Genomic DNA, 26,456 nt, shown 5'->3' with positions numbered 1-26,456 from the left:
GCCGGGGGGAGGGCCAGATGTCCGGAAACGCCGCTGAGGACGCCGCCGATGCCGCGCTAGAGGCGGTACGGCAGTGCTTCATCAAAATCAACGAGTGGATTCCGGTCCTCGGCGACTTCCTCGAGATGATCACGCAGTGGCCGGAGGCCCGCCACGATCGTCTCTTCGACCTGGCCGACTCCTACCAGTCGGCCACCGAGCTCTACGCGGCCCACCTCGAAGAGGTCATGGACTACATCCAGGACCTCTCGGTGTGGCAGGGCGACGGCGCCGCCCAGCTCGTGCGCGAGAGCCTTCAGGGCTACATGGACGAGACGTCGAGCATGGCCGAGGCGCTCGGCTCGATGCAGCAGCTCGTCCACGGCAAGGCGCTCGAGATCGAGAGCATGAAGTGGATGGCCGTCATCACGCTCGTGATGATGGCGGTGGCGCTCATCCAGGCCATCATCACCGCCTGGACCGGCATCGGCGCCGCGGCGGGCGCGGCCGCGATCGCGACCGGCCGCGCCACCATCTACACCATCGCCCGCGAGCTGCTGCGCAAGCTCTTCCAGGAGACCATCAGGGCGGGCGTCCGGCGCTTCATCCAAAGTGGAATCCGCGGCGTCGGCATGGCCGCGCTGCGCGGCGGCCTCGCGTACGCCGGCTTCATGGGCGCCATGAAGGGCGGGATCCTGCTGATCCAGGCCCTCGAGGGACACGACCCGTTCACCGAAGGGTGGGCCGGCCGCTTCGGCATGGAGCTCGTCGACAGCTTCATCGCCGGCGCGATCGGCGGCCCGCTGATGTTCGGCATCCACAGCCGGGTCACCGAGGCGGTCGCGTTCGGCGCCGGCCAGGTCGCCGACAACTTCCTCCAGATCGGCCGCGACCGCCTGATCGACGCGATGGGCCTGACGGAGTGGGCCCAGCGCAACGGTGTCTACAGTGGAATGACGCTCGACAACGCCTGGGACTCGGTCACGCCGGCCGCGCTCCTGGGCGAGATCCTGAGCGAGCCGGGCGGGCGCCGCCGGCCAGACGTCGTGACGCCGGCGCTCAACCAGGGCGCGGGCGACCTCTTCGGCAACCAGGGCGACAACGCGCCGGCCAACCTGGGGCAAAACAGCGGTCAGAACAACAACCTCGGCGACCTCGGCCGCGGCAACGCGAACAACCCGGCAGGGCTGCCGGGCGGCCTGCCCGGGCAGACGGGATCCACGGGGTCTACGGGCTCGACCGGGTCCACCGGCTCGACCGGGCAGTCCGGCTCGTCGAGTTCGTCTTCCGGCTCGGGGCGGACCGGTGGGTCGACGTCCTCGTCTACCTCGACCTCCTCCTCGGGGTCTTCCTCAGGCTCGTCCTCGGGCTCGTCCTCGGGCTCTTCCACGGGCGGGCAGCGCGGTGGCGGCACCACGACGACGGCGCCGCCCGCTACCGGCGATGGGACCACGCAGACCGGCACACCCGGCGACGGACGGCCGGCCGACGGGTCGACGGGCGACGGCACGACGCAGACCGGCACGCCGGACGGCGGGCGGCCCACACCGGGCACGCCGGTACCGGCGACACCGGACGGTGGCATTCCGGCCACACCGGACGGTGGGACACCCACTCCGGCCACACCGGATGCCGGGACGCCCGGCACGCCCACTCCGGTCACGCCCGACGCGGGGACGCCCGGCACGTCGACGCCGGCTACGCCCGACGCGGGGACGCCCGGCACGTCCACGCCGGTTACGCCCGATGCCGGCACTCCCGGCACGTCCGTACCGTCTACTGGGGATGGTGCTACGACGTCGACACCGCCCTCGTCCTCGCCGCCCGCGCCGACCGCCGACGGGTCCGCGACTCCGGACAGCTCCACTTCGGACGGTGCTACACCGCCCGCGACCGCCGCGCCGAACGTCACCGGAGACGGCACCCCGCAGCCCGACGGGTCCACGCCGACCGCGGACGGTCCGGCGACGCCTGACGGCACCACCACCGGCGACGGCACCACCGGCACGGGAGATCCCGCCGCGCGGTCCGGGCAGCCCGACAGCAACGCGTCCGACGGTGGATCCGACGGTGACGGCGACGGCACCGCGGCCATCCCGCCGGCCACCCAGCCCGACGCCTCCTCGCCGGGCCGCTCGGACGGCGCCGCTGGCCGCACCGACGGCGCCGGACGCCAGGATGGTGCGCAGCCCGCCGGCGACGGCGCCCCCCGGCGTGAAGAGCCCAAGTGGTACGAGTGGCGCAAGCGGATCGAGCAACGGGTCAGCGCCGACTACGCGCGCGGCGTGGGCGAGATGTTCGGGCCGCGTGGCGAGGGCGGCGACGGCGCCAACGGCACCAACGGGCAGACCGCGCCGCTACTGACGCCCGACATGGTGCAGCACGCGCTCAACACCAACCCGGACAACCTCAACGACTACGGGCGGCGGCTTCAGTCGTTCCTGGAGAGCAACTTCACGAACGTCGACAGCAGCGGCAACCGCAGCCCGATGAGCCAGGAGGCCATCGCCGGGAGGCTGGAGGAGATGCGGGCCGGCACGCTGGCACCGCCACTCACGCCGACGTCGCCGGGTGGGCCATTCCCGGGCGGCCCGACGCCGGGAGCGCCGACGCCGGGGACGCCCACGCCCGGCGCTTCGCCGCTCACACCGACCCCCAGTTCGCCGCCACCCAGCGGTCCCACTCCCGGCACGCCGCTCACCCCGACGCCGAGTTCCCCGTCGCCCGGCGCCCCGACACCAGGTGGTCCCACGCCGAGTGGACCCACGCCGGGCGCGCCGACACCGGGCGCGCCGACACCGGGTGGGCCGACACCGGGCGGGCCTACGCCGAGTGGGCCGACGCCAGGCGGACCATCGCCGTTCCCGGATGGGCCGACGCCCGACGGACCGACACCGGATTCGCCTTTCCCCGGCGGTCCTACACCGAGCACACCCACGCCGGGGACACCGAGCACGCCCACGCCGGGGACACCGAGCACGCCCACGCCTGGCACGCCTACACCAAGCACGCCCACGCCCGGCACGCCCACACCGGGAACACCGACACCCAGTTCGCCCACGCCCGGTTCGCCTACACCGAGCACGCCGACACCTGGCACGCCGACACCGAGCACGCCCACGCCGACTCCGGCCACCCCGGCTCCCGGCACGCCGACGCCGGGCACGCCTACGCCCGGCACGCCCACCGCGCCTACGCCGGTGCCGGTCGGGCCGGGCACACCGGGCGGGCTGCGCATGGATGGTTCCACAATGGACGGGCCGCGCACCGACGTGGGCGGCCCGGACGGTCCCACGCCGGATGGGCCGACGCCGCCCGACGGGGGCGACGGTACCCCCGAGGGTGACGGGACTCCCGAGGGTGACTCGGCGATCGACCCGGAGCTGGTCCCCACGGCCAACTTCTCGCCGAACGTCACGCGGACCGGCGCCGACCTGCCGCGCCAGGTGAACGAGCTCGTCGACCGGGCCCGCGACAACCTGCTGGCTCGCTACTCGCCGGACGCGGTGGCCACCCGCCTGGCCGACCTGGAAAACATCCGCCAGCAGGCCAACCGCCTCCAGGCCACCGCGGACACGGCCCGCACCACCGGCGAGATGGGCGACCTGGTGCAGCAGGTACGCGACCTGAGCCGGGCGGTCAACTCGTACGCGGACAACTACCGCGACTGGCGTGACTTCGACCGCGGTGGGCAGCACGCCGACCCGGGCTGGCGCGACCTCGACGGCGTCGACCCGCTCAACTCCGTCGAGATGGCCAACCGGGCCGCGAGCATCGACCCGACCACCGGGCGGTTCGACCCGATCTCGCAGGCGATCGCGATCGCGAAGATCGGTGACGTGCTGGGGCCGGAGTTCGAGGCGCACGCCGCGCGGCTCTTCGACCGTACGGTGCCGATGGACATGGCGTCGCTGAACGCGATCCTGCCGGCGAACGCGGTCACCCCGACCCTCGTCGACCAGGTGACCGTGCGGCAGCCGCGGGGCTTCTACCACCCGACGCTGGGCACGATGTTCATCAACCCGTCGACGCTGTCCGGCGACCCGCGTTCGCTCAGCGCTATCGCGACGACGATGGTGCACGAGGGGATGCACGCGTTGCAGCCCAACAACGCGCTCCTCGCGCGGGCGGTCAACGCGAACGTCCCGCCACACCTGCGGGCCGAGGCGCGAAACCAGCTGCGGCTGGAGCGGGAGTTCCAGGCGTTCACGGTGCAGCAGGAGTTTCTGCGCGGGCTGGCCGGGCACCGCTCGCCCGACCCCACCAGCGACCCGCGTATCCCCAACTCCGACGGCTACCGCGAGATCGCCGGCCAGACGCCCGAGCAGCTGCGGGACGAGGTGATGCGCCGGTACGGCGTGCCGGAAAGTGCGATCCCGGACGGCGTGCTGACCACCGACCCGGACACGATCATCAGCCAGGCGCGCACGGCGATCGCGGAGTCGACGCACCCCGACCCGGCGCAGCGCCAGGACGGCGGCCTGGTCGGGCCGCTCACCCAGCGCCTCGCCGACACGCACGGCATCGACCTGGACGCCCTGCGGCAGAACCAGACCCAGACGAACTTCCCCGACCTGAACCGCCCCGGCACGCCCGACCCGAGCGCACAACCGGACGGCAGCCAGCCTGACGCCACGAGCCAGCCGGACAGTACGAGCCAGCCGGACAGCACGCCCGAGGCCGAGCAGGGCACACCGCCCGACCCGAACGACCCGCACCGCCAGGACGTCCCGCCGGAGCACTTCGACGGCGTCAACCCGGAGCAGCCCGGGCCGCTGGGCGACAAGTACCAGCAGGGCGTCACCGACGCGCACGACGGCACGATCGAGGGTTTCGACGCCAAAGAGCGCGACACCGCCAACATGCGGGCCGACGAGGGCCGGCACGTCACGCGCCTGCCGCGGCATCCGGAGTTCGACAGCGGCTACAAGTCGATGGAGGCGCTGGAGCGCACCGGGCCCGAAGACCCTGGCACGCCGGTGGAGTACAAGGAGGTCGGCGAAAACACCCGGCGCGCCATGGACCACCAGCTGAAGAACGGCGTGGACAAGTTCCGCGAGCAGCCGGACGGCAGCCAGAACCACGGCGACGTCGTGATCGACGGCCGGGCCAGCGGGCTGTCGTACGACAACGCGGTCAACTCGCTCCGCTCCCGCCTCGGCCGAATGCTGGCCGACCCCAACGACGTCCGACTCGGCCAGATCGGGAAGATCGAGGTCTACCTGGGCGACGGCAGCCGGGTGGTGTACGAGGGCGGCCGGATCACGCACGTCACCGACGCCGGCAGCCGCGTGGTCGGCGAGTGGGACGCGAACGCGGGCCGGTTCGTCGAGCCGTCGCCCGACAGCACGACACCCGACGACTCCACGCCCGACGAGCTCGAGCTGGAGCAGGACGGCACGCCCGACCCCCGGGAGATCGAGCAGCGGTACATCGACGCGCTCAAGGAGCAGCAGCGGGTCGAGATGGAACGGGCCCTGTCCCGGGCCGAGCCGGTCGCCGAGCAGATGCGCAGCGACCTCACGGAGGTGGCCGACGCGCTGCGCGCCGAGTTCGGCGACGGCAGCGTGCGGGTCGAGGGCAACGGCGAGCACGACGTCAAGAAGCTCGCCTCGTTGGCCCGCAAGTTCCTCACCGAGGGTCAGCTGGAAGGGCTCGACTCCTTCATGGAGGACAGCGCCAACGACCTCGCGCGCTTCTCCCTGAGCGTGCTCGACGGCCCGCGGTACACCGAGATCGTCCAGGCCGCCCTCGACCGGCTCCAGGCGGAGCCGTACAACTACCGGTACGACCCGGCGCAGGACAAGAGCTTCTGGCGGCCGGGCAACCGCTTCTTCGGGCGCAACATCACGTTGGTCGACCCCGACGGGCACAAGATCGAGCTCCAGTTCCCGACCGGCGAGTCGTGGGACGTCGGCAAGCTCACCCACCGCGACTACGAGATCTTCCGGCTGGACGGTCGAGACCCGATCACCGGGCAGGAGCACCCGATCCACGAGCGGGCGCGGGCGTTCCTGCGCATCCTCCAGGCCAACCAGGCGATCGCCGACCCGGTGCCGGGCGGGGTCGACGCGGCCAGCGCCAAGGACACAAGCTTCGCCAAGTGGATCGCGACCCATCCGGAGGCGTGGGCCGACTACCAGTCGTGGCTCGCCGACCAGGGCCGCACATTCGCCGACGAGGTGCGGGATCATGGGCTGAGCCGGGCGGACTTCCCCGTCGACCCGAAGCTGATCGCGGCCGATCCGACCGTGCCACAGGAGGGCAAGCTCGATGAGCGAACGCTTCACCTACTACGGTCTCTACCGCCGCCGGGACCCGACGGCACCGGTGGGCCTGGTGGCGGAGGGACGGGCGGCCCCGGGTCTGCCCCGCCGGGTGGTCGGGTGGAATCACTCGGAGGAGGACTGGACGGAGGCCCAGGCCTCGCTGGGCGCGATCCTGATCAATCCGGATTGGGAGGACAGGATCCGGATAGTGGACCGGGCGACGGCGGAACGGATCGCCCGGGAGACCCTGGGAGCGGACCTGCCGAGCGAGGAGGAGCTGCTGGCGATCGCGGAGCGGGCAGCGACGGAGTACCACCGGAAGTGGGGTCCGACGGGGACCTCGAGCTAGAGGTCGGTCCGCGGTCCGACCCCGGCGAGCTGGCGCCGGGCGTGCCGGCACTGGACACGACGCGTACGACCGGCCCGGACCATCTGGCGCCGATCGAGGACCCGCGGTTCCAGCGCGACCTGGAGCAGTCGCTCGACACCGGCGACGGGTACGAGTCGGGTGCCGACCCGTCGACCCATCCGTACGGCCAGATGGTCAACGACGGCGGCCCCACCGTGCCCGGCCGGGGCAACAACTGCCTGGACTCCGCGCTGGCCGCGCTCTCCAGCTTCTACGGCGACCCGCAGGTCTCCGCGCCGCGCTGGCCGGACGTGCTGCCCGACGGCACCGTCGACGTCGTCCAGGGTGAGCTCGACGGGATCGACCGCGCCGAAGACTGGCTCGGCGGCTCATGGGACGGCCCACCGCCGGGTATGCCCGGCGACCCGACCGGCCGCGCCGCGGCCGTGTCCCAGCAGTACGCCGACCTGCACGCCCAGATCGCGGCGGCCGGCCCCGGCGCCTCAGCGCTCGTCGTCGTCGACTGGCTGGCCTACGACCAGACCGGCCAGCTGGAACTCGACGCGAACGGCGACGTCACCATGCGCCGGTCGCACGCTTTCGTGATCGTGTACCCGCGGAACGCGAGCGGCCCGGTGTGGTGGGATCCGCAGAGCGGCCGCACGTGGGACGCGCCGCCGACCAGCTACATGGCCGACACCCACACGCTGTGGTCGATGCGGGGCGACAGCCTGGCCGGCCCGACCCCCACCACCGACGCCCAGGGAGCGCCGAATGACGGAGCAGGAGCCGGAGATAACGGAGGACGAGGCGCGGGAGCTGATCACCCGGCTGCTCGGGACGGGCAGGGAGGTGATCCTGCGTCCGTTCGAGGCCGGGTGGCTGGCGACGGCGGTACTGACGCAGGAGGAGCGCGACCGGGGGAGGCACGTGGGTCAGGGGGCGTTCATCATCGACCGGAATGGGACGGTGACGGTGCAGGCCAGCCTGTCGGATCGGATCCTGATGGCGGAGTACAGCGAGGCGAAGAGGGAGGGCCGGCTGACCGGCCGACAGATCTGGCCGGAGCCGACTCCCTAACGCCCGCCCCCCATTCGGTCGAGCAGGCTTACCAGGAAGGCAAGACCGATGAGCGCGTCGTGGACCTACCAAGCTCTCTACCCCCGGGACCCGGCGGCCCCACCGGTGGGCCTGCTGGCGGAGGGGAGCCTGGCCCCGGATCGTCGCCTGGTGGCCATCGGCTGGAGTCACCGCCACCGGACCTGGACCGAGGCGACGGCGTCGCTGGGCGCGATCACGCTGAATCCGGACTACGAGGACCGGCTCAAGATCGTGGACCGGCCGACGGCGGAGCGGATCGCCCGGGAGAGCCTGGGAGCGGACCTGCCGAGCGAGGAGGAGATGCAGCGGATCGGCGAGGGCCCGTCGATGACGTTCCAGCGGCCGACCCAGTAGCCGACGGCCCGCAGGACCTCGCCGGGCTGGCACCGGGCGTACCGCCGCTGGACACGACCCGCACGACCGGCCCGACCCGGCTGGCGCCGATCGAGGACCCGCGGTTCCAGGCCGACCTGCGGCAGGCGCTCGACACCGGCTCGGGATACGCGGTGGGCGCGGACCCGTCCACGCACCCGTACGGCGGGATGATCAACGACGGTGGCCCGAGCATGCCGGGCCGGAGCAACAACTGCATCGACTGTGCGCTGTCGGCGCTGTCGAGCTTCTTCGGCGAGCCGCAGGTGTCCGCGCCGCGGTGGCCCGACCAGCTCCCGAACGGTTCGATCGACCGCGCCACGGGCGAAAACGGCGGCTTCCAGCGCATCACGAGCTGGCTCGGCGGCAGCTGGCAGGGCGGCCCGTCCCCGTCGATGCCGGGCGACCCGGCCGGCCGCGCCGCGGCGGTCGCCCAGCAGTACGCCGACCTGCACGCGCAGATCGCCGCCGCGGGCCCGGGCACCGCGGCACTCGTGGGCGCCGACTGGCTGGCCGCCGATCCGGCGACCGGCCAGCTCATCACCGACGCCAACGGCAACGTCACCTCACAGGGTGGGCACGCCTTCGTCATCGTGTACCCCCAGGGGGCGAGCGGTCCGGTCTGGTGGGATCCGCAGAGCGGCCAGACATGGGACTCGCCGCCCGCCCACTACATGGCCAACACCCACGCCTTGTGGTCGATGCGCGGCGACGGCATCGCCGGCCCGCCGGCCACGCCTTCCACCACGAGCACCGGGGGAACACCCAATGACGCAGCAGGAACCGGAGATTTCCGAGGACCAGGCACGGGAACTGATCACCCGGCTGGTGGGAACGGGCGCCCGGCTGGCGATCCATCCGTTCGAGTTCGGCTGGGTGGCGACGGAGATCCTCTCGGAGGAGGAACGAGCCCAGGGGATGCACATCGGCCAGGGGAGCTACATCATCGACCGGACTGGGGTCGTCACGATCCAGCGGAGCCTGCCGGTACGCCTGGTGATAGCGGAGTACAGCGAGGCGAGGCGGGAGGGCCGGCTGACCGGTCAGCAGGTCTGGCCGAGGCCGGAAACCCCAACGCCGTAACACCCGACCAGACACCGCCGCAGGAGGGTGCGCTCGATGACGGCGTTCACGTACTACTGGATCGACCGCTTCGAGATAGTGGACCGTTCGACGGCGGAGCGGATCGCCCGGGAGAGCTTGGGGGTGGACCTGCCGAGCGAGGAGGAGATGCAGCGGATCGGCGAGACCCCGTTTCTGATCCTCAAACGGCCGACGCAGCAGCCCTAGGACCGCGGACCGAGCCGGGCGGGTTGGCCCGGGGTGTGGCGGCGCTCGACGGCACCCGCCTTGTCGGGCCGGCCAACCTGGCGCCGATCGAGAGCCCGCACTACCAGCACGAGCTCCAGTGGGCGCTCTTCGACGGCTCCGGGTACACGACGCTCGCCGACCCGTCCAGCCACCCGTACGGCCAGATGGTCAACGACGGCGGGCCCACGGTGCCCGGCCGGCGCAACAACTGCCTGGACTGCTCGCTGTCGGCGCTGTCCACTTTCTACGGTGAACCGCAGGTCTCCGCGCCGCGTTGGGCGGACGTCAACCCCGACGGCTCCGTCGACCGCGACTCCGGCGAGGCGGACGGGTTGCGGCGCGCGCAGGTCTGGCTCGGCGACACCTGGGTCGGCCCGCCGGCCGGCATGCCGGGCGACCCCGCCGGCCGCGCCGCCGCCGTGTCCCAGCAGTACGCCGACCTGCACGCCCAGATCGCGGCGGCCGGGCCCGGCGCCTCCGCGCTCGTCGTCGCCGACTGGCTCGACATCGACCCGGCCACCGGGCAGCCGCGCACCGACGCGAACGGCGACGTCCTGCGCGAAGACGCGCACGCGTTCGTGATCGTGTACCCGCGGGGCGCGAGCGGTCCGGTCTGGTGGGACCCGCAGAGCGGCCGTACGTGGGACTCGCCGCCGGCCGGGTTCATGGCCGACACGCACACGCTCTGGCACATCCGGGCGGACCAGCTGGCCGGAAGCCCGGCACCAACCGACAGTGGGGGAACTCCTAATGAGTCAGGAACAGCAGCTCACGGAGGAACAGGCACGGGAGCTGATCCAGCGCCTGATCGGGGGCGGCACGGAGGTGACCCTCTATCCGTTCGAGTTCGGATGGCTGGTGAAACGGGCCCTGACGGAGGAGCAACGCAGCAAGGGGATGCACGTCGGCCATGGGTCGTACATAGTGGACCTGACGGGAGTGGTCACGGCGCACCCGAGTCTGCCCATCCGCATGGTGATGGCGGAGTACAGCGAGGCCAGGAGGGAGGGCCGGCTGACGGGCGGCCAGATCTGGCCCGAGCCGACGCCGCCTACGGCGTAACCACCGATCAGGTACGGGGCGCGGCCGCCTGGCTCACGCCGCAGCAGCTCGGCGGCGGGCCGGTCGTCGACGTCCGGCCGGACGGGCCCAACCTGCGCGTCGAGCTCGCCGACGGGCGGGTGCACCACTTCCGCACCGAGGCCGGATACGGCGGCTCGACCGTCCACTCCGGAGCGCCGCACGACCCGCACGTCATCCGCGTCGACGGCAACACCCCGCCGCACCACCTCAACCAGATCCTGGCGAACGAGATCGCGGACGCGATCCAGCGCCGCACCGCCACCGACCGCGCGGCGAGGGGCTTCGGCCGGCGGCTGCTCGAGCGGCTCGGCCGCCTCTTCGGTCTCGGCACGCGGCCGTCCGCCCACGCGACCCCACCGCCGCCGGCTCCGGCACCGCACTACCCGCCGCCGCCGACCTACCCGCCGTCGCCGAGCCCGTGGTCTACGCCGCCCACCACGATGCCGCCCGCGCCGAGCCCGTGGTCGACGCCGCCCACGACGATGCCGCCCACGCCGAGCCCGTGGGCGCCGCCACCGCCCACCACCACGCCGCCGCCGCACGCTTGGGCGCCGCCGGCACCGAGCACGCCGACCCCACCACAGCCGGAGTCCGGCGGGCAGGACTTGGCGCCGGTACCCAATGTGGATGGTGGGACAGCGGAGCCGGCGCCCACCGCGGAGAGCGCGAACGACGGGCATTGGAATGACCGGCCCTGGCGGCGCGAAGGGCGACCGCCGTCGCTGGACGAGCTTCTCCCGCAGACCGATGAGGAGGTGGCGCGGTGGGAGGGCGCGGTGCGCGAGGAGTTCGCGCGCCTGCTCGACGGCCAGGAGTTCGCCGGGATGCGCGTGCGGATGGACCTGGACGACCCGCACGCGGTGAGCGTGTACCGCGACGACGTGACGGTGCGTCTCGACATCGTCGACCCCGAGCTGGGTTACGTGGGGCGGGTCGTGCGGGTGTTCCACCGCGACCACGACGGCGGCATCCGGGTCGAGCACACCTCGCTGCGGCTCAACGAGCGCGTGCAGGGCCGGGGCTTCGCGGGCGAGTGGAACCGGTTCATGGAGGACTGGTACCGCTACTCCGGCGTCTCGCACATCGAGATCCACGCCGCGTCCACTGTGGGCGGCTACGCGTGGGCTCGGGCCGGCTACGACTGGGCGCCGAACACCCAGCACCGCGCCGACGCCGTGCTCGACCGGCTGCGCGCCGAGATGCGGCGGGTCGAGGCGGACGCGCGGCAGGTGTCCCGCTGGGCGGCCGGTGACTCCACTGTAGACATCGAGGCGCTGCGGAGCCGGTACGGCCAGAGCGATCCGGACGCGCTGGTCGGCGAGATGCGGCGGCAGCACGAGGCCGGGCAGGAGATCCTGGACCGCGCGGCCCGGCACCCGTTCGGCAGCGCGGGATACCCGACACCCAACGACATCAGCCAGGCCGGCCGCGACGGCCAGAGCGGCCGCGACGCCACGTGGATCGGCAAGGAGGCGCTGCTCGGCGCCGATTGGAAGGGCGTCAAGCAGGTCAGCGAGGGCGGCCCGTTCCACACCCGCGGTGAGTCGGCGACCCCGGACACGCCGGGCGCCCCCACTCCGTCCATTCCGGACAGTCCCGCGCCGGAGACGATGTTCCGCGACCCCACGCCGGAGGAGCTGGCCGAGCTGGGCGTCGGCCAGGCGACGTACCGGGATCTGGGGCTCGACCCGGCCACGCTCACGCCGGAGGAGTGGGCCCGCTACGACCAGGCGCTGCCGCACACCGCGCTGGTGTCACCCGAGGCGATCCGCTTCACACAGCGCAGCGTCAGCCCGCAGACCAGCGACGGCATCACCGCGCGCGACCTCGTCGACAACATGAGCCGCGGCGGCTGGCGCGGCGGGCCGGTGCACGGCGTGCGGTGGGGCGACGGCTCACTGTCCAGCTTGGACAACCGGCGCCTGCGGGCGGCACGCGAGGCGGGGCTCGACGAGGTGCCGTTCGTGGCGCACAGCCCGAGCGACCGGCTGGACGCCTGGCCCGGCGAGTGGCCGCCGGACCGGATCGCCCGCAACGCGCTCGGCGTCGACATCCGCGAGCTGCCCGACGGCCGTTGGGTGGCCGGCGGCGACGAGGGCCGGGTCGTGTACGCCCGCGGGACCGTGCCGCAGACCTACGGCGAGATGGCCGTCTTCCGCGCCGCCGAGCAGCGCAGCCTGCTGCCCGGCCACCTCTGGGGCGCGCAGCCGCAGCCGGTGCTGCTGGCCAAGCCGGAGCTGCGGACGTTCCCGGTCACCGACGCGGAAGCGGCGGTGCTGGACGGCGTGCGCGGCCGCGCGGAGGAGGCCGCCGACGGGGTCCAGGCGGTGCTGGACGGCGTGGGCGCGGACGTGAGCCGCCGGCTGGGCCTCGACCCGCCGGCCGAGCTGCGCCACCTGGAGACGCGGGTCAAGGGCGCGGACTCGCTGGCGCGCAAGTTCGTGACGGAGCGGGACCACACCGGCGGGACGGTCGACGACTTCGCGGCCGAGGTCAACGACGCCCTCCGGTTCACGCTGCGGCTGCCCGACGGACCCGCGTACGCGCCGGCGGTGGCCGAGACGCTGGCCGGGCTGGAGCGCCGCGGGTACACGCTGGTGGAGACGAAGAACTTCTGGGCGCCGGGCAACCGCCACTTCGGCTTCAACGCGACGCTGCGCGCGCCGTCCGGACAGCTTTTCGAGGTGCAGTTTCCGACCGACCTCTCGCACCGGGCCGGCGAGCTGACCCACGAGCTGTACGAGGTCGTGCGGCGCGACGACGAGAGCGCGGTCCGGCGGGTACACGCCCACCTGGAGATGCTGGCGGTCAACAGGCGGCTCGGCCTCGCCGACGCGATCCCGCCCGGTGTACCCGCGCCGGTGGACACCAGCTTCGCGGCCTGGATCGGCCGAAACGGCCGCGCCTGGGCGGAGTACACGGCGTGGTTGGATCTCAATGGGCGGAGCTTCGCGGACATCGTCGCGGAGTTCGGCCTGGACCGCAGTGATTTCCCGGTCTCGGAGCGGCTGGAGGGGCGTCTTGGGGAAGCGAGAACTCTGGTACTACGTGCTCTACCGGTCCACGACGGATCGCCGGCCGGCGGGGATCGCGGTCCAGGGGTTCGACGGGACGGAGGGGCACGGCCTGATCTGGAGCCACCGGGCGGGGGCGTGGACGTACGACCCCGGGGGAGCGGGCGGCTGGATGACGGACAACCCGGACCGGTCGGACGAGGTGACCCGGGAGGAGGCGGAGCGGGCCGCCCCGATCGCGACGGGTGGGCAGGAGCTCCCGGACGAGGACACGATCTGGTGGATCTTCCAGTGGAAGGGAGAGCCACCGCAGAACGAGGACTGACCGGCGACGGGGAGGCGGTCACCCGGCTGACGCCGGAGCAGGTGCGGGTGCTCACCGGCCTGCTGGGCAACGCGCACGCGGTGGCCGACCGGGCGCTGGGCGACCTCAACAACATCGTCGCCCGCCTGTCCCGGGCGCTGGAGAGCCAGGGCCACCCGCCGGGCCAGGCGCGGCTGGTCGGCGAGGAGCACCGGGTCGCCGAGTTCGACGCGCTGGCCCGCCAGTTCTACGACCAGAGCGCGGCGACCGGCCGGACCGTCGAAGAGTTCGCCGCCACCGTGGGCGACGCGGTGCGCTTCTCGGTCCAGCTGCCCGGCGGCACCGCCTACCCGGCGGCGTTCGACGCGGTCGTCGTGGAGCTGAACGGGCGCGGCTACACCGAGATCCGGGTGGAAGCCGACGGCTCGCGCGTGTCCCTGCGGGCCCCCGGCGGCCAGCTCATGGAGCTGCGATTCGAGCCGCGGGCGGCGGATCCGGCCGCGGTCGACGAGGTGAGGGTGGAGGATGCTGGCGTACTACGCGATCCACGAGTCGAGGGAGCGCACCGGCCCGCCGAAGGGGATCTGCGTGCTGGACCCAGTCCGTGGGGGAGCCCTGATCTGGGACCACTCGCAGGGCAAATGGCAGTACAACCCGGAGCTGGTCAACCGGCTGATCTTCGGCCGGACGCACCTGGGGCGCAGCGAGGCGGTCGACCGGCCGACGGCGGAACGCTTGACCGTGGAGATCACCGGAGCGGAGTCGCTGCCGGCGGAGACGGTCATATACCGCGTCCTCGACTCGATGCGGACGGCCAGACCCCCGGCGACCTGACCGGACAAGGCGGCACCGGCGAGGATCTAGACACATCGTGGGGACGTGAGCGGTTCGATGGCGATACTGCTGGACTTCGAGAAGGTCCGGGAAGACCAACGGGAGGTGGAGTACGCCTTCGGCTACCCGGAGATGGACCGGCGGCTGGTCATCGAGAAGGCGTCCCAGCGGGGGACCTCGATGGACGGCAACGAGGACCACGACTACTGGGCGATCGTGAGCAAGGTGACGCGACTGTTCCGCAGCGAGGCGAGCTGGCCGGAGCGGGGGGTGTACGCGGCCTAGCCGGGCCGACGCACACGGCGAGCCCGATCGCGGACACCGACTTCGTGCCGGACGGGCGCGCCGGCCACGTGCCCGACCTTTCGCTCGACGAGCTGCACTGGGCCGCCGGGCGGGTGGACGCGTCGTTCTTCCAGGGCGAGGGCGTGCTCTGGGTGGGCACCGAGGGCAACCTCGTCCGCGTCGACACCGCCGACGGGCGGACGGCGTACTTCCGGCCGGTGGTCGGCCAGGGCATCCCGAACGTGGCGCAGACGACCGTACGGGCCGGCACCGCGCACGACCCGCACGTCACGGTCGTCAACCACCGGGTCGCGCCGGAGCAGCTCACCCGCGCCTGGGTGCACGAGATCACCGAGACCATCCATGTACGGGCGGCGCTCGACCAGCACCGGCCGCAGGGCGTGGTGCGGCGGCTCGTCGACACGATCCTGCGCGCGTTCGGCCGCGAGACGCCGGTGCCGCACACCGACCTGACCCACGGCGACGGGCACGTCCGGGCCCGGCTCAACGAGCGCGAGGTGCTGCTCCGGCAGTTCCAGAACGCCCGCACGCCGGTCGAGCAGCTCGCCATCCGGCACGAGCTGATGGGCGTCGACCGTGACCTCGCGCGGCTCGGATACCCGACGGCCGCGCTGCCGTTCCCGTCCGCCGGGCCGCACGTCCCGGCGCCGCGACCGCCCACAATGGACGGTGGCGTCGGTCACGTGCCGCGCCACGCCGCTCCGCCGCCGCCCGCCGGGCCGCACCCGGCCGACTACGGGCGGCTCAACGACAACGGCGTCTGGGAGTTCGACAGCGACGCCGCCGGCGAGGCGTTCGGCGAGCGGCTGCTCGGCGAAGACTTCCACCGGCTGCCGCCGGACCAGCAGGCCGCCATCCGCGAGTACACGCGGCATTCGTGGCCGTACAACACTGTCGCCCGGACCGGCGACGCGCGCGAGGTGCTTCAGCGGTGGTGGGACAGCGCGGGCACCGCCGACTCGGTGCGCGCGCTCTTCGGCGGCCGCGTCCCGACGCTGTCGGACGTGTACGCCCGCGCACAGCGCAACGCGCCGCGCGGCACGCTCGAACGCTGGCTCGTCGACCAGGTGCTCAGCGAGCCACCGTCGCGGCAGGCGGCCGTCCTGCACCGGATCGTCACCGACGACGGCGTGCGCGGCATGCTGATCCGCACGTTCGGCGGGCGGTTCCCGACCGAGGCCGACATCCGCGCCCGGATGGCGGTCATCGACCAGGCCATGCGGGCCACCCCGCTGCGGCACGGCGTGCGGGCACACCGCGGGCTCCAGGAAATCAACTTCATGCGCGACGCCGCGGGCAGCCCGTTGAACTTCAGCCAGGACTCGACCGGCAGATGGCTGGACGACCGCGGCGCGCAGTTGACCGTCGACGAGATCCGGCGCCGGCTGGTCGGCACTACCCAGCAGGCCAACGGGTACATGTCGACGTCGCTGGGCGCCTCGGCCGCGTTCGGTGGCACCAGCCATCCGTTCACGCTGGTGCTCGACGTGCCGCGCGGCAACTCGGCGATCTGGATGGGCGGCAACAGCGTCTATCCCGACCAGCGGGAGCTGATCCTGCCCCGGGACGCGGAGTACACCATTGTGGACGTCCGCCCCGGGCCGGACGGCACGGTCGAGCTCGTCGCGGGTGTACGTGGCCCGCAGGTCGCGGGTCCAGGGATACCGTCGGGCCAGCCCACGCCGGCCGCCAACCTCGGAGAGTTGGTGACGGCGACCCGTACGCCCAACGGACTCGTTGACCCTGGCGCGCTCAGCAGGTTCGTGGAGGCGGCGCCCAGGCTGGACGTCGGCGACGAGGGCCTGGACGGGGCGTTGCGAGACTTCGCCGCCGATTCGCTGGCCCGCCGGGACGTCGGTATTGACCGACTGGGCAGTGGGCCGGGCAAGGGCGAGTCGGGCGCGCCCGTCTGGCTGGTCATGGACGGCCAGGGCAACCTCGCGGCGGTGTTGAAGATCTTCCCGCGGGTCGAGGAGATGGTGCGGGAGCTGTCGGCGCTCGACCGGCTCGGTTCGCCGGAGTTCTCGCGTTTCCGGATCCCCGCGGTGCGAGGGGCCGCGGTCGTGGACCTCCCCGGTGGCACCGCCGGCGCCGCCGTGTTCTCGGTGGCTCCCGGGCGTAGCGTCTTCGACATGATCCGTGACGTTTCCCGGGCGACGCCGGCGGCCCGGCCGGCGGCCCTCGCGGAGCTGCGTGGGGCGGTGTGGGACAGCGGCGCCGCGCTCGCCGAGCTGCACAGCCGGCCCGCCGGCTCGGGTGGGCCGGTGGACCGGGGCTTCCTGGAGTTCAACCACGGCCTGGCGCGCCGGGAGCTGGGCGCGGTGCTCGACCACCGGGAGACACTCGCTGGCAAGGGGGTCGACGCGGACGAGCTGGGCCGGCGTGTCGACGAGGCTATCGGCGCGGCGCTTGCCGCACCGGGCGGTGCGGCACTCATCCACGGTGATGCCCACCCGGGCAACATCTTCTGGGACCCGTCCGCGAGGGTCACGTTCATCGACATTTCCCACGGTCACTTCGGCATGGACTCCGCCGGGACGCCGATCGGGTCCCCGGCTCGCGACCTGGCCAACATGGTCGAGCGACTCGCCCATTTTTCGGGTGAGGCGGGATTCGAGCGGCACGAGACGCAAGATCTTCAGGCGGCGTTTCTGGACGCGTACCAGCGGTCCGGTGGACCTTCGATACCCGAGGCTGCGGTCACCGGCTTCGCCGTGCGGTTCGCCATCCGGGATGTGCTGGACACCCTGACCAAACTGTCAGAGGACGATCTTCAGTCCACCGACATGGTGTTGTTGGACAGGCAGCTGAACGAAGAACTCAAGTCGCTGAGGCGGGTACTGAGGTGGGAATCGTGACCACGGACGGGGGGGCCTGGCCGCAGACCGCGGCGCCGGGCACCAGCGTCAGTCCACTGTGGGTGGCCGAACTGCCCGGCCCAGGAGGCGGAGGCCTGATTGCGCTGCCGTCCGGTGGCTGCGTGGTCTCGATGCCGGAGTCGCTGCTCGCCTTCACAGCGGGTGGAGAGCAGATGTGGCGGGCATCTGCCCCGCGACGCCACTACAGCGAGGGCCGGGCGATGGTCGTCGCGCCAGAGGGCGCCTTGATTCGCATGGAAAACGGCACCGTGGTCACGCGTGAACTGCGGACCGGTGAGGCCTACGCCACGTTTCCGGCGCCTCGCGGCCAACTGCCGAGCCTCACGCCTTGGGGCGACCTCGCGTACTGGGTGATCGTGCCGGGCCAGGCAACTCTCCACTGTGTCACACGTGCTGGACAGCCCCGATGGTCGGTCGACTTCCACGACCGGGCCATCGGCACCCACGAGCCGCTCCCGGTCGGCGACGTCATCGTCGTCGACCGCAACGGCGTGCTGTGGGCGTTCGACCGCGACGGCCAGGTGCGCTGGCTGGCCGATCCCGCCGGCGTCCGCGCCCCGAGTCCGGACGACTGGACACCGCGGCCGGCTGGGTCGGGTTACGAGATGAGTGCGCGGCCGATGCGGCTGGACCGCGACCGCGCGCTGGTGGAGCTTCAGTCGTACACCCAGCACGGCATCTATCTGCTTGACGGCGCATCGCCCGGGATCACGCCGGTCGCCGTGCCGACCCCCGCCCGCGCGCCGTTCGTCCTGCTTCCGGCGCCGCCGGGCGTGCACCGGATGGCGGGGCTGGGCGGCCAGGTCCAGGTCGGCCCCATGAAATTGGAGTACCAGGTGGTGGCCTTCGAGTCCGGCGAAGGATGCGTCTGGGAGCACCGGATGCCGGCCGAGGCCGCCGCTCTCGAACCGGCGCCGGACGGGGGTGTCGTCGCGATGGCGCAGCCCAGCTCCACCGTTTGGCGGGACTACCGGCAGTGGTATGACATGTCCGACCAGACGCTGGTGCGGTCGATCGACCCAGAGGGCCGCACGCGCTGGAGCTGGCACGCGCACACACCGATCACCCACGGTCCGCTGGTCACCCCGGACGGCCTCGTCTACGTCGGTTGTGCCGAGCGGCTCTGGGCGTTTCCGGTCGTGGCGAAGGAGCGTGGCGAATGAACGGGGACAGCCGGCCAGGCGACGGGTACGTCCCGCCGTGGGACGCGCCGCCACCGCCGCTGCCGCCCAACACCGACCCGTACCCGCACGGCGGCTACAACGCCACCAGCGAGGGGCCGCTCCGCTACCTGCCGGTGCTGCTGGAGGGCGAGATCGTCGGCTACCTCTGGGCGTCCGTCGCCGACGACGCCGCGAGCTTCCTGCGCGTGCTGGCGCCGCCGCTGACCCGGTCGCTCGACGCCGCGGTCGCCTGGAGCGAGCGGCTGCGGCAGGCCGAGGCCGACGGACTCACCCCGCTACAGGCGCTGACCCACTGGATCGGCGCGCCGCCCGACCCGCAGGCGGGCGCCATCCCGGCCGGCGCGGTCCCGCAGGAGGTGCCGAGCAAGCGCGAGCTGCGTGAGATCGCCAACCCCGGGTCACCGCCCGACATCACCGAGCTTCCGCCCGCCCCGTTCGGCTACCTCCCCGACGGCACACCGCTCGACCGCTCGCAGGGCTGGGAGCCGAAGATCGCCACCTCCAGCCCGCGCACGCGCCCGCGATACCTCGCGGTCACCGACGGGCCGGTGCGCTACCTCACCGTTGTCAAGGACGGCCGCACGATGGGGTACCTGTGGGCGTCCACTTCGGACGACGCGGCCGCCTACGAGCGCCGCGGCTTCGACGTGGAGGACAACGACGTGTGGGGCGCCTGGGAGGCCCGGCTCGCCGAGGCGGCCGCGGAAGGCGTTTCGCCGCTGGAGGCGGTGCGCGGCTTCGCCGGGCGCCCGGCCGGCGAGGCTGGCACGGTCGGCGCCGAGGAGCGGGAGGCGGCGAGCCTGGCGGCGCTGAAGGAGATCGCCCGCGCCCGCGAGAGTCCGTGAACCGCTGGGGCGACCCGCGTTTCCGCCCGGTCCACCTCCCGGAGCGTTACGCCGAGACCACGACGGGCCCCGTGTCGTACCGCCAGGTCGTACGCGGCGGCGAACCGATCGGCCTGCTCTGGGCGTCTGATGTGGACGGTGCCGCCGGCTGGGTGGATCGCGACAGCGCCGGTCCGGACGGCTGGAACGCCGGCACGCCCTGGCTGCGCCGCCTGGCCGAGGCGAAGGCGGCCGGCCACACGCCCGGCGAGGCCTTGCGGCACCTGGCCGACCTCCCGGAGGACGAGCGGGCCGGCGTCGTCAGCGGACCGGAGCGAGAAGCGGCCAGCCTGCCCGCGCCGGCCGCCCCTCCGCCACCCCCGCAGTCGCCGTTACCGTCGCCCTCGGTCGAGCCCGCGACCGGGTCACCGCCCGCCGGTCTCAACACCGTGCAGCAGGCGGCGTACGACTACACCCGCGCGCCCGAGGTCCACAATGCACTGTTGCAGGCGGACGATCCGCCGGCCCGCCTCGCCGAGCTGCTGGCCGACCCGGCCCGCGCCGCTGGGCTCGCCGCCATCTTCGGGCGGAAGCCGCTGTACGGCGACTTCGCCGAGCGGTACCGCCTCCTCGACCAGGCCATGGTGTCGCCGCTGCCGGAGTCGCTGGAGACCCTGCGCGGCGTCGACGACGTGGCACACCTGTCCGGCGGCGGGGCCGACGTACGCGCGCTCGCCGGCAGCACGCACACCGAGCCGGGCTACCTTTCCGTGTCGCTGGGCGCCACACCCGCGTACCGCACGGCGTGCTGGCTGCGCCTCGTCGTACCGAAGGGCACGCGCGCGCTGTGGATGGGGCGGCGGAGCCACCACCCGCACGAGCGCGAGCTGATCCTGCCGCGCGGCCTGACGATCCGGATCGACGACGTGTACCTCCGCGACGGCCGCGTACAGGTGGCCGGCACCGTCGTCTAGAGACCTTTCGGAGTCGGGGCGGCTAGCGTAGCGAACGGAAGCGCTCGCCCGCGTACCGGCGGAGGACGTCCGCGACCTGGTTGTGCGTCTCCCGGATGTTGTCCATCTCGGCGATCACGTGGCCCTTGCGCCCGTTGCCCTGTGGCGGAAACGACGCCTCGTGCCGCATCGGGACGTCGTCGGCCACCCACAGCACGAGCAGCGACCGGGAGATCGGTGGGCTGCCGGCGGCGGCGGTCTGCTCGATGTAGATGCCGTCGACCTGGCTCCACGGCCCGGCGAAGCGGTGGCCTTCGGACTGTACGACCAGGCCCGACTCGCTCAGCGCGATCCGGAACGGGCGCAGCGAGCCGAGCAGGACGATGAGCCCGAGCACGAAGAAGAAGCCGCCCGACGCCCACACGATGAACGCGACGAGCCACGCGCCCACCGCCGCGAAGGCGCCGCCGGCCACGAAGCTCACCAGACCGTAGACGAGGCCGACGAGGGCCAGCTTGCGGTCGCCCCCGCCAGTGCGATGCAGCTCCACGGGGAGAAGCTAGCATCGGCTAGATTTACCAGCGCTGGTCTGTCGCGGGGAGGTGCACACATGGCGCTGCCGGTCGTCCGCACGCGGGACGAGGCCCACCTCTACATGGACCTGCACCCGTGCGAGCGCTGCCAGAGCGTCGACGTCGCCTGGGAGAGCGGGCTCACCGACGACGAGGGCGCGCCGGCCCGGCGATACCACGGGGTGTGCCGGGGTTGTCAGGCGCCGCGCGAGTTCGTCTTCCGCCTGCCCGAGCGTCCCAGCGTCCCCGGCCCCGACGATGTCGTGTTCTTCGGCGGTCCGGAGCACTCGCAGCTCTTCGACCCGGGAGAGTGGCGGCTGATCGCCGACGTGGGCATCCACGACGGCTCCGCCCCGCGCTCCGGCGACCCGTCGGTCGACGCCGACCGCAAGCGCTCGTTCGCGCTGGCGGTGGCGGCCTTCGGCGAGATCCTCAAGTTCATCCCGGAGGGCGGCGAGGCAGTGCCGGAGTCCTCGTTCTGGACCGCGCACGGCCGCGCCACCTACGAGCAAAACCCGGCCCACTTCCGGCGCGACCACCTGGAGCGGCGCCGGCAGAATTTCGCGGACGAGATGGAAGACCGGTTTCGCGACCTGTGACCGGAGGTTTACCCGGAGTGAGTCGCTTCGCCCGTACCACGGCGGTGTCCTGCGTCGCGGCCGCGATGTGCGCGGTGGCCGCCGTCCCGGCGGCGGCCGCTCCGCGCGCCCCGGCCAACCAGCGCTGTGTCGAGGCCGGCCCGACCGTCGCGGAGGTGCCGTGGGCCCAGCGGATGCTGGGTCCGGAGCGGGTGCGGCCGTTCACCCGGGGTGGCGGGCAGATCGTCGCGGTGCTCGACTCGGGCGTCGACGCCGGCCATCCGCAGCTGGGTGGCCGGGTGCTCGCCGGGTTCGACGCGGTGGCGGGCAGCGGCGCGGCCAACGACGACTGCATCAGCACGGGCACACAGGTCGCCGGTGTGATCGCCGCGCGGCAGGAGCAGTCCGTCGGGTTCGTCGGGTTGGCTCCTGAGGTGACGATCCTGCCGATTCGTGTGGTGGCCGAGCGGTTCGGCAGCGGCAGCGGGTCCGAGCCGCAGGTGCTGGCCCGCGGCGTCAACGAGGCCGTCGCCCGCGGCGCCAGCGTCATCGCGGTCTCCGCCATCACCTACAAGGACAGCCCGGTCCTCCAGGGCGCCGTGGCCAACGCGATTTCCAAGGGCGTTGTCGTGGTGGCCGCCGCCGGCGACCTGGGCGACGAGCGCGGCACCATCCCCACGCCCTACCCCGCCGGATACGACGGCGTGGTCGGCGTCGGCGCGATCCGCGAGTCGGGCGTGCTCTGGGGCAAGTCGCAGCGCGGCGACTACGTCGACGTGGTGGCTCCCGGCGAGAAGGTGCTCACCCTCAGCCGCGACGGCGGGATGACCCTCGCCGACGGCACCGCCGTGGCCACCGGCTTCGTGGCCGCGACAGCCGCGCTCGTGCGCGCGCGGGCCGGTGGCTTGGCCGGGCAGGGCGCCATCGCCCGCCAGCTCGAGCGCACGGCCGTGCCCGCACCGGGCGGCCCCGGATACGGCAGCGGCGTCGTCGACCCGTACGCGGCGGTGACCGCCCGCCTGGCGGCCGCCTCAGCCCAGCCCCTACCCGACCTCCCGGACGCATCGTCGGACGAGTCGCCTGCCTGGGCGCGCGCCCGCGACGTGGCGATGATCGGCACCGGGATCGCCGTCGCGGCCGTGCTGATCGTGCTCGTGGTGGCGGTGGTCCTGCCACGCGGCCGGCGGCGCTTCTGGCGGTCGACGGCAGCGCCGCCACCCAAGCAGGAGACCGAGCCGGACGAGCCCGGCCCACCGGTGCAACTCTTCCCGTAGCCCTCCGGAGACCCTTCGGAGTCGGGGTAGCTTCGGCCCTCCTTAGGCAGAGATTTGAGCTACCGCGATGCCCGTCGTGGTCCATGCCGTTGCTCCCGCGGCCTCACCCGTCCGCTGTTGGTCCCGGCCACCCCTGTGCGCAAGCCGGAGGGGGAGAAAGGGGGCCGGGGTGAATGTGAGCTCGCGCCGGGCGGTGGTCGAAGATCCCCTTCGGGGCTTGTCTCGCGGACCTGGCAGTGGACGGCCGGGGATTTCGGCTCGCCCTGCGAGCCGCCGGCCGGAAACGGTGCCCGCGGGAGCATACGGTCCGCCGCTGACGCGGACATGGGCAAAAATATGCCTCGAAGCAACGCCACGACGAGCGGCGACCCTGACCCCGAAAGGTCTCTAGGAACCACGACGGACGTCGCGGTAGCCCAAAATCTCTATCTCGTGGCTTGGATCCTCTAGGCCGCGGACTTGCCGGCCTCGGCCGGGTCGAGGGTCGGGCCGGTGCGGAGGCGTTGCATCAGCGCGGCGGGCACCTCGATCGCGTCGGCCGCGGGATATCCGAGGAGCTCCAGCACGTCGGCGCTGGGCACCGCGTACTTCAGGCCGGTGTCGGTGACGACGAAGTAGCTGCCGGCCTCGGCCGTCGGCGATGCCAGGACGCGCACGGTCGCGATCCGGCCCGAGGGCACCAGCACGCGGTCGGCGAGCAGTTCGCCGTCGGGGGAGGCGGATCCGGTGAGCGTGCCGGTCTCGAGGCCGTCGACGGTGGCGCCGGCGAAGAAGGCCGGCTGGCTGCGACCGTCCGAGGTGACCGCGCAGACCTGCTCGCTGGCCGGGACCAGCGTCGGCGCCGAGTCGGGTGCGGCACCGGCGTCGTTGGCCGGCGGGCGCAGACGGGTGCTCTTCGGCGCGCTGTTGACCACCGAGACGGCGACGTTTTCGCGCTTGAGGTCGGTCGCGGCGCCGAGGATGGCGAGCTGCATCGGTGTGATCGCGGCGACCCCGTCGTCGAAGACGAGGTAGTGCTGCTGGCCGGCGCCGGTCTCCGTGGTGAGGACCTCGCCGATCTCCCGCTCCGGCACCTGCGGCGAGGGCTCCCCGCGGTCGGCGATGTTGATCGTGCGGATCTCGTTGCCGGCGGGCAGCGAGTTGATCCACGCGGAGCCGACCGGCGCCGCGCGCACCTCGCCGAAGATCGCCGGTACGAGGTTTGTCGGATCCTGGATCAGGTGGCGGCGGCCGCGCCAGATGAGGTACGTCGTGTCCGCGCCGCTGTCGCGGACCAGCATGCCCTCACTGTCGGTCAGGCCGCGGCCGCTGGAGGTGCCTCGCCCGACGGCGAGCTGCACCCGCGTGATCCGGACGCCGGCGTTGTCGGTGAGCTCCACGCTGCAAATCGTCCACGGCAGCCCGATGCGCTTTTTGAACCCGGGCAGCGAGTCGGGCGCCCCGGGAATGCCGATCGTGTTGCCGCGCGGCACTTCACCGAGCGAGTTGCCGGAGACCCGGAAGACCTGCGTGCTCGGGCGGCCGGACGCGAGCTTGGCGGAGGCGAAGTTGAGCGTCGGGTGCAGCGCGCCGCCGACGAAGACGAAGCTGGCGCCGGTCTCCTTTTCGATGACCACGGCACCCTCGGTCTTCCAGCCGTCGCTGCCGACCTTCGTCAGGATGCCGTAGATGCCGAAGCCGGCGGCCACCAGGACCGCCACCATCACGCCGCCGAACACCGCGCCGATGCCGCGGCGCAGCGGCGACTGCTGCGGGTCGGTCTCGCGCATCACGAACGCGGAGATCACCCGCTGGGTCAGGAACTGGTACGAGTGGAGCTGGTCGCGCCGCGTCGCCATCGGAGGTCACCCGCCGATCGAGGCGAACAGGCCCTGGATCTTGCCGAACAGGCCGATCACCGCGCAGGCCAACGGCACCAGCGCCATGATGGCGAGCACGTCGATGATGTCGGCGGCCCGGCCGAGGTAGGGCGATGGAGTGCGGCGGCTGTACACGAGGCCGGCCGCGAGCACCGTGGCGGCGGCGACGATGGCCACCACGAGGACCAGCAGCCGCCCGCCCGTGCCCGCGTCGATCGTGAAGCTGAACAGCAGGAAGGCCATGCCGAGGATGCCGCTCACCAGCAGTGGCACGCGCTGGTGGGGCAGGGCGAAGAGGCGGGCGCGGAGCAGGAGCGCCCCCGCGGCCGAGAACGTCAGCAGGTTGGCCGCGGTGCCGCCGTCTTCGAGCACCAGGTACGCGACGGCGGCGGTGGAGCTGATCGCGGCCGCCAGGTTGAGGCCGCTGAGCAGCTCGGTCGCGCGGGCCACGGCGGAGAAGACGTCGGCGCGCTTGGGCACCGGGCGGTCTTCGAGGATGGCCTCGGGCCGGTCGGGCAGCTCGGGCACCGGCAGGCGCCCCAGCCAGCTCGCGATCAGCGGGTAGCTGGGCAGCAGGCCGATCACCGTGGTGAGCGTGACCGCCGCGGCGCCCTGCGGGGAGGCGCCGGCCAGGCAGATCAGCGCGCCCATCAGCGCGGCGAGGCCGGTCGCGAGGCCGGCCATGAAGAGCCGCTGCACCGCGGCCACGCCGGTGTATCCGATCACGCTGAAGACCAGCAACAGGCCCGCGCCGAGCAGCATGCTGGGCGCGCCCAGGCCGGTCAGCCCGGTGCCGCTCGGTGCGCCGAGGACGGCCCCGCCGACGAACGCGTACGGCAGGCCGGCGGCGGCCACCACCGCGCCGGCGGTCGCGTCGGCCATCGCGCGGGACAGCAGGATGCCGATGACCGCGAGGACGCCCGCGACGCCGATCGCGACACCGCCGGGCAGCGCCCATGACGGGCCGGCCATCAGGAGTACGACGAGGCCGGCGACGAGGATCGCGGCGGTGACCGCGAGGCCGCACGCGCGGGTCGCCGGCCCGCCCCACGAGCGCCCGGCGCGCCGGGCGCCACTCGCGATGACCTCGACCACGTCGTCGTACGCCAGCTCGGGCCAGTCTTCCCGGCGCGGCGCCAGATGGAGCAGCTCGCCGTCGCGCACGCCCTGCACCGAAAGGTTGCGGGTGGGCTCGAGCACGGCGCCGGTGGCGCGGCGCAGCACCCAGCCGCCGTGCCGCTCGCCGGCGTCGCCGAGGTCGTCGCCGGCATGCCGCAACAGGTGGGGTAGCAACTCGGCGACGATGAGGTTGTCGGGCAGCGCGACGTCCATACGTCGCTTGGGCGCCGCGACCGTTACCCTGGCCAGACTGAGGCCGCCCGGGGCCGTCACGCTGGTCACCTCCCCGTCA

9 protein-coding genes are annotated in these 26,456 nt (G+C 73.0%); 6 read left to right on the top strand and 3 right to left on the bottom strand.

What is annotated here, in order from left to right; translation table 11 throughout:
- The first annotated feature begins 17 nt into the window (after nt 1–17).
- Genes ACTMTJ_RS40005 through ACTMTJ_RS39990 form a run of 4 tightly spaced genes read left to right on the top strand, consistent with a single transcriptional unit; the run spans nt 18 to nt 20,783 of the window.
- Nucleotides 18–17,780 (top strand): toxin glutamine deamidase domain-containing protein, encoded by a 17,763-nt coding sequence (locus ACTMTJ_RS40005; protein ID WP_441223972.1) that lies wholly within the window; start codon nt 18–20, stop codon nt 17,778–17,780.
- Entirely contained in the window at nt 17,777–18,964 is a 1,188-nt protein-coding gene (locus ACTMTJ_RS40000; protein WP_441223971.1) for an outer membrane protein assembly factor BamB family protein, read from the top strand. The genes ACTMTJ_RS40005 and ACTMTJ_RS40000 overlap by 4 nt, the downstream gene beginning before the upstream one ends.
- Nucleotides 18,961–19,830 (top strand): hypothetical protein, encoded by an 870-nt coding sequence (locus ACTMTJ_RS39995; protein WP_441223970.1) that lies wholly within the window; start codon nt 18,961–18,963, stop codon nt 19,828–19,830. The genes ACTMTJ_RS40000 and ACTMTJ_RS39995 overlap by 4 nt, the downstream gene beginning before the upstream one ends.
- Nucleotides 19,827–20,783, top strand: a complete 957-nt coding sequence (locus ACTMTJ_RS39990; RefSeq protein WP_441223969.1) for an ADP-ribosyltransferase — start codon at nt 19,827–19,829, stop codon at nt 20,781–20,783. Before ACTMTJ_RS39995 ends, ACTMTJ_RS39990 begins: the two co-directional genes overlap by 4 nt.
- 22 nt (nt 20,784–20,805) lie before the next feature.
- On the opposite strand, the gene ACTMTJ_RS39985 is transcribed toward ACTMTJ_RS39990, so the two are convergent.
- Nucleotides 20,806–21,312, bottom strand: coding sequence for a hypothetical protein (locus tag ACTMTJ_RS39985; RefSeq protein WP_441223968.1), 507 nt, complete (start codon nt 21,310–21,312; stop codon nt 20,806–20,808).
- Nucleotides 21,313–21,372: 60 nt separating this feature from the next.
- Between ACTMTJ_RS39985 and ACTMTJ_RS39980 the strand changes: the two genes are divergently transcribed.
- Complete coding sequence (locus ACTMTJ_RS39980; protein ID WP_441223967.1) at nt 21,373–21,933, top strand: hypothetical protein; 561 nt, start codon at nt 21,373–21,375, stop codon at nt 21,931–21,933.
- 17 nt (nt 21,934–21,950) lie between these two features.
- Nucleotides 21,951–23,186 (top strand): S8 family serine peptidase, encoded by a 1,236-nt coding sequence (locus ACTMTJ_RS39975; protein ID WP_441223966.1) that lies wholly within the window; start codon nt 21,951–21,953, stop codon nt 23,184–23,186.
- 446 nt (nt 23,187–23,632) lie between these two features.
- Here ACTMTJ_RS39975 and eccB read toward each other — a convergent pair whose 3' ends face one another.
- Nucleotides 23,633–25,024: a type VII secretion protein EccB gene (eccB, locus tag ACTMTJ_RS39970; RefSeq protein ID WP_441223965.1), complete on the bottom strand. Its 1,392-nt coding sequence runs from the start codon at nt 25,022–25,024 to the stop codon at nt 23,633–23,635.
- A 6-nt stretch (nt 25,025–25,030) separates the two neighbouring features.
- Nucleotides 25,031–26,437, bottom strand: a complete 1,407-nt coding sequence (gene eccD, locus ACTMTJ_RS39965; RefSeq protein WP_441223964.1) for a type VII secretion integral membrane protein EccD — start codon at nt 26,435–26,437, stop codon at nt 25,031–25,033.
- Nucleotides 26,438–26,456 lie beyond the last annotated feature (19 nt).

This window comes from Phytohabitans sp. LJ34 (genome assembly GCF_052068095.1).
GTDB lineage: Bacteria > Actinomycetota > Actinomycetes > Mycobacteriales > Micromonosporaceae > Phytohabitans.
The sequence above is the reverse complement of the archived record's forward strand: the minus strand, read 5'-3'. Positions and strand labels throughout refer to the sequence as shown.

Bases quoted from the DNA above. Each gene is read 5' to 3' on its own strand.
- ACTMTJ_RS39980 (WP_441223967.1), top strand. From the start codon at position 21,373: ATGGCGCTGCCGGTCGTCCGCACGCGGGACGAGGCCCACCTCTACATG.
- ACTMTJ_RS40005 (WP_441223972.1), top strand. From the start codon at position 18: ATGTCCGGAAACGCCGCTGAGGACGCCGCCGATGCCGCGCTAGAGGCG.
- eccB (WP_441223965.1), bottom strand. From the start codon at position 25,024: ATGGCGACGCGGCGCGACCAGCTCCACTCGTACCAGTTCCTGACCCAG.
- ACTMTJ_RS39995 (WP_441223970.1), top strand. From the start codon at position 18,961: ATGAACGGGGACAGCCGGCCAGGCGACGGGTACGTCCCGCCGTGGGAC.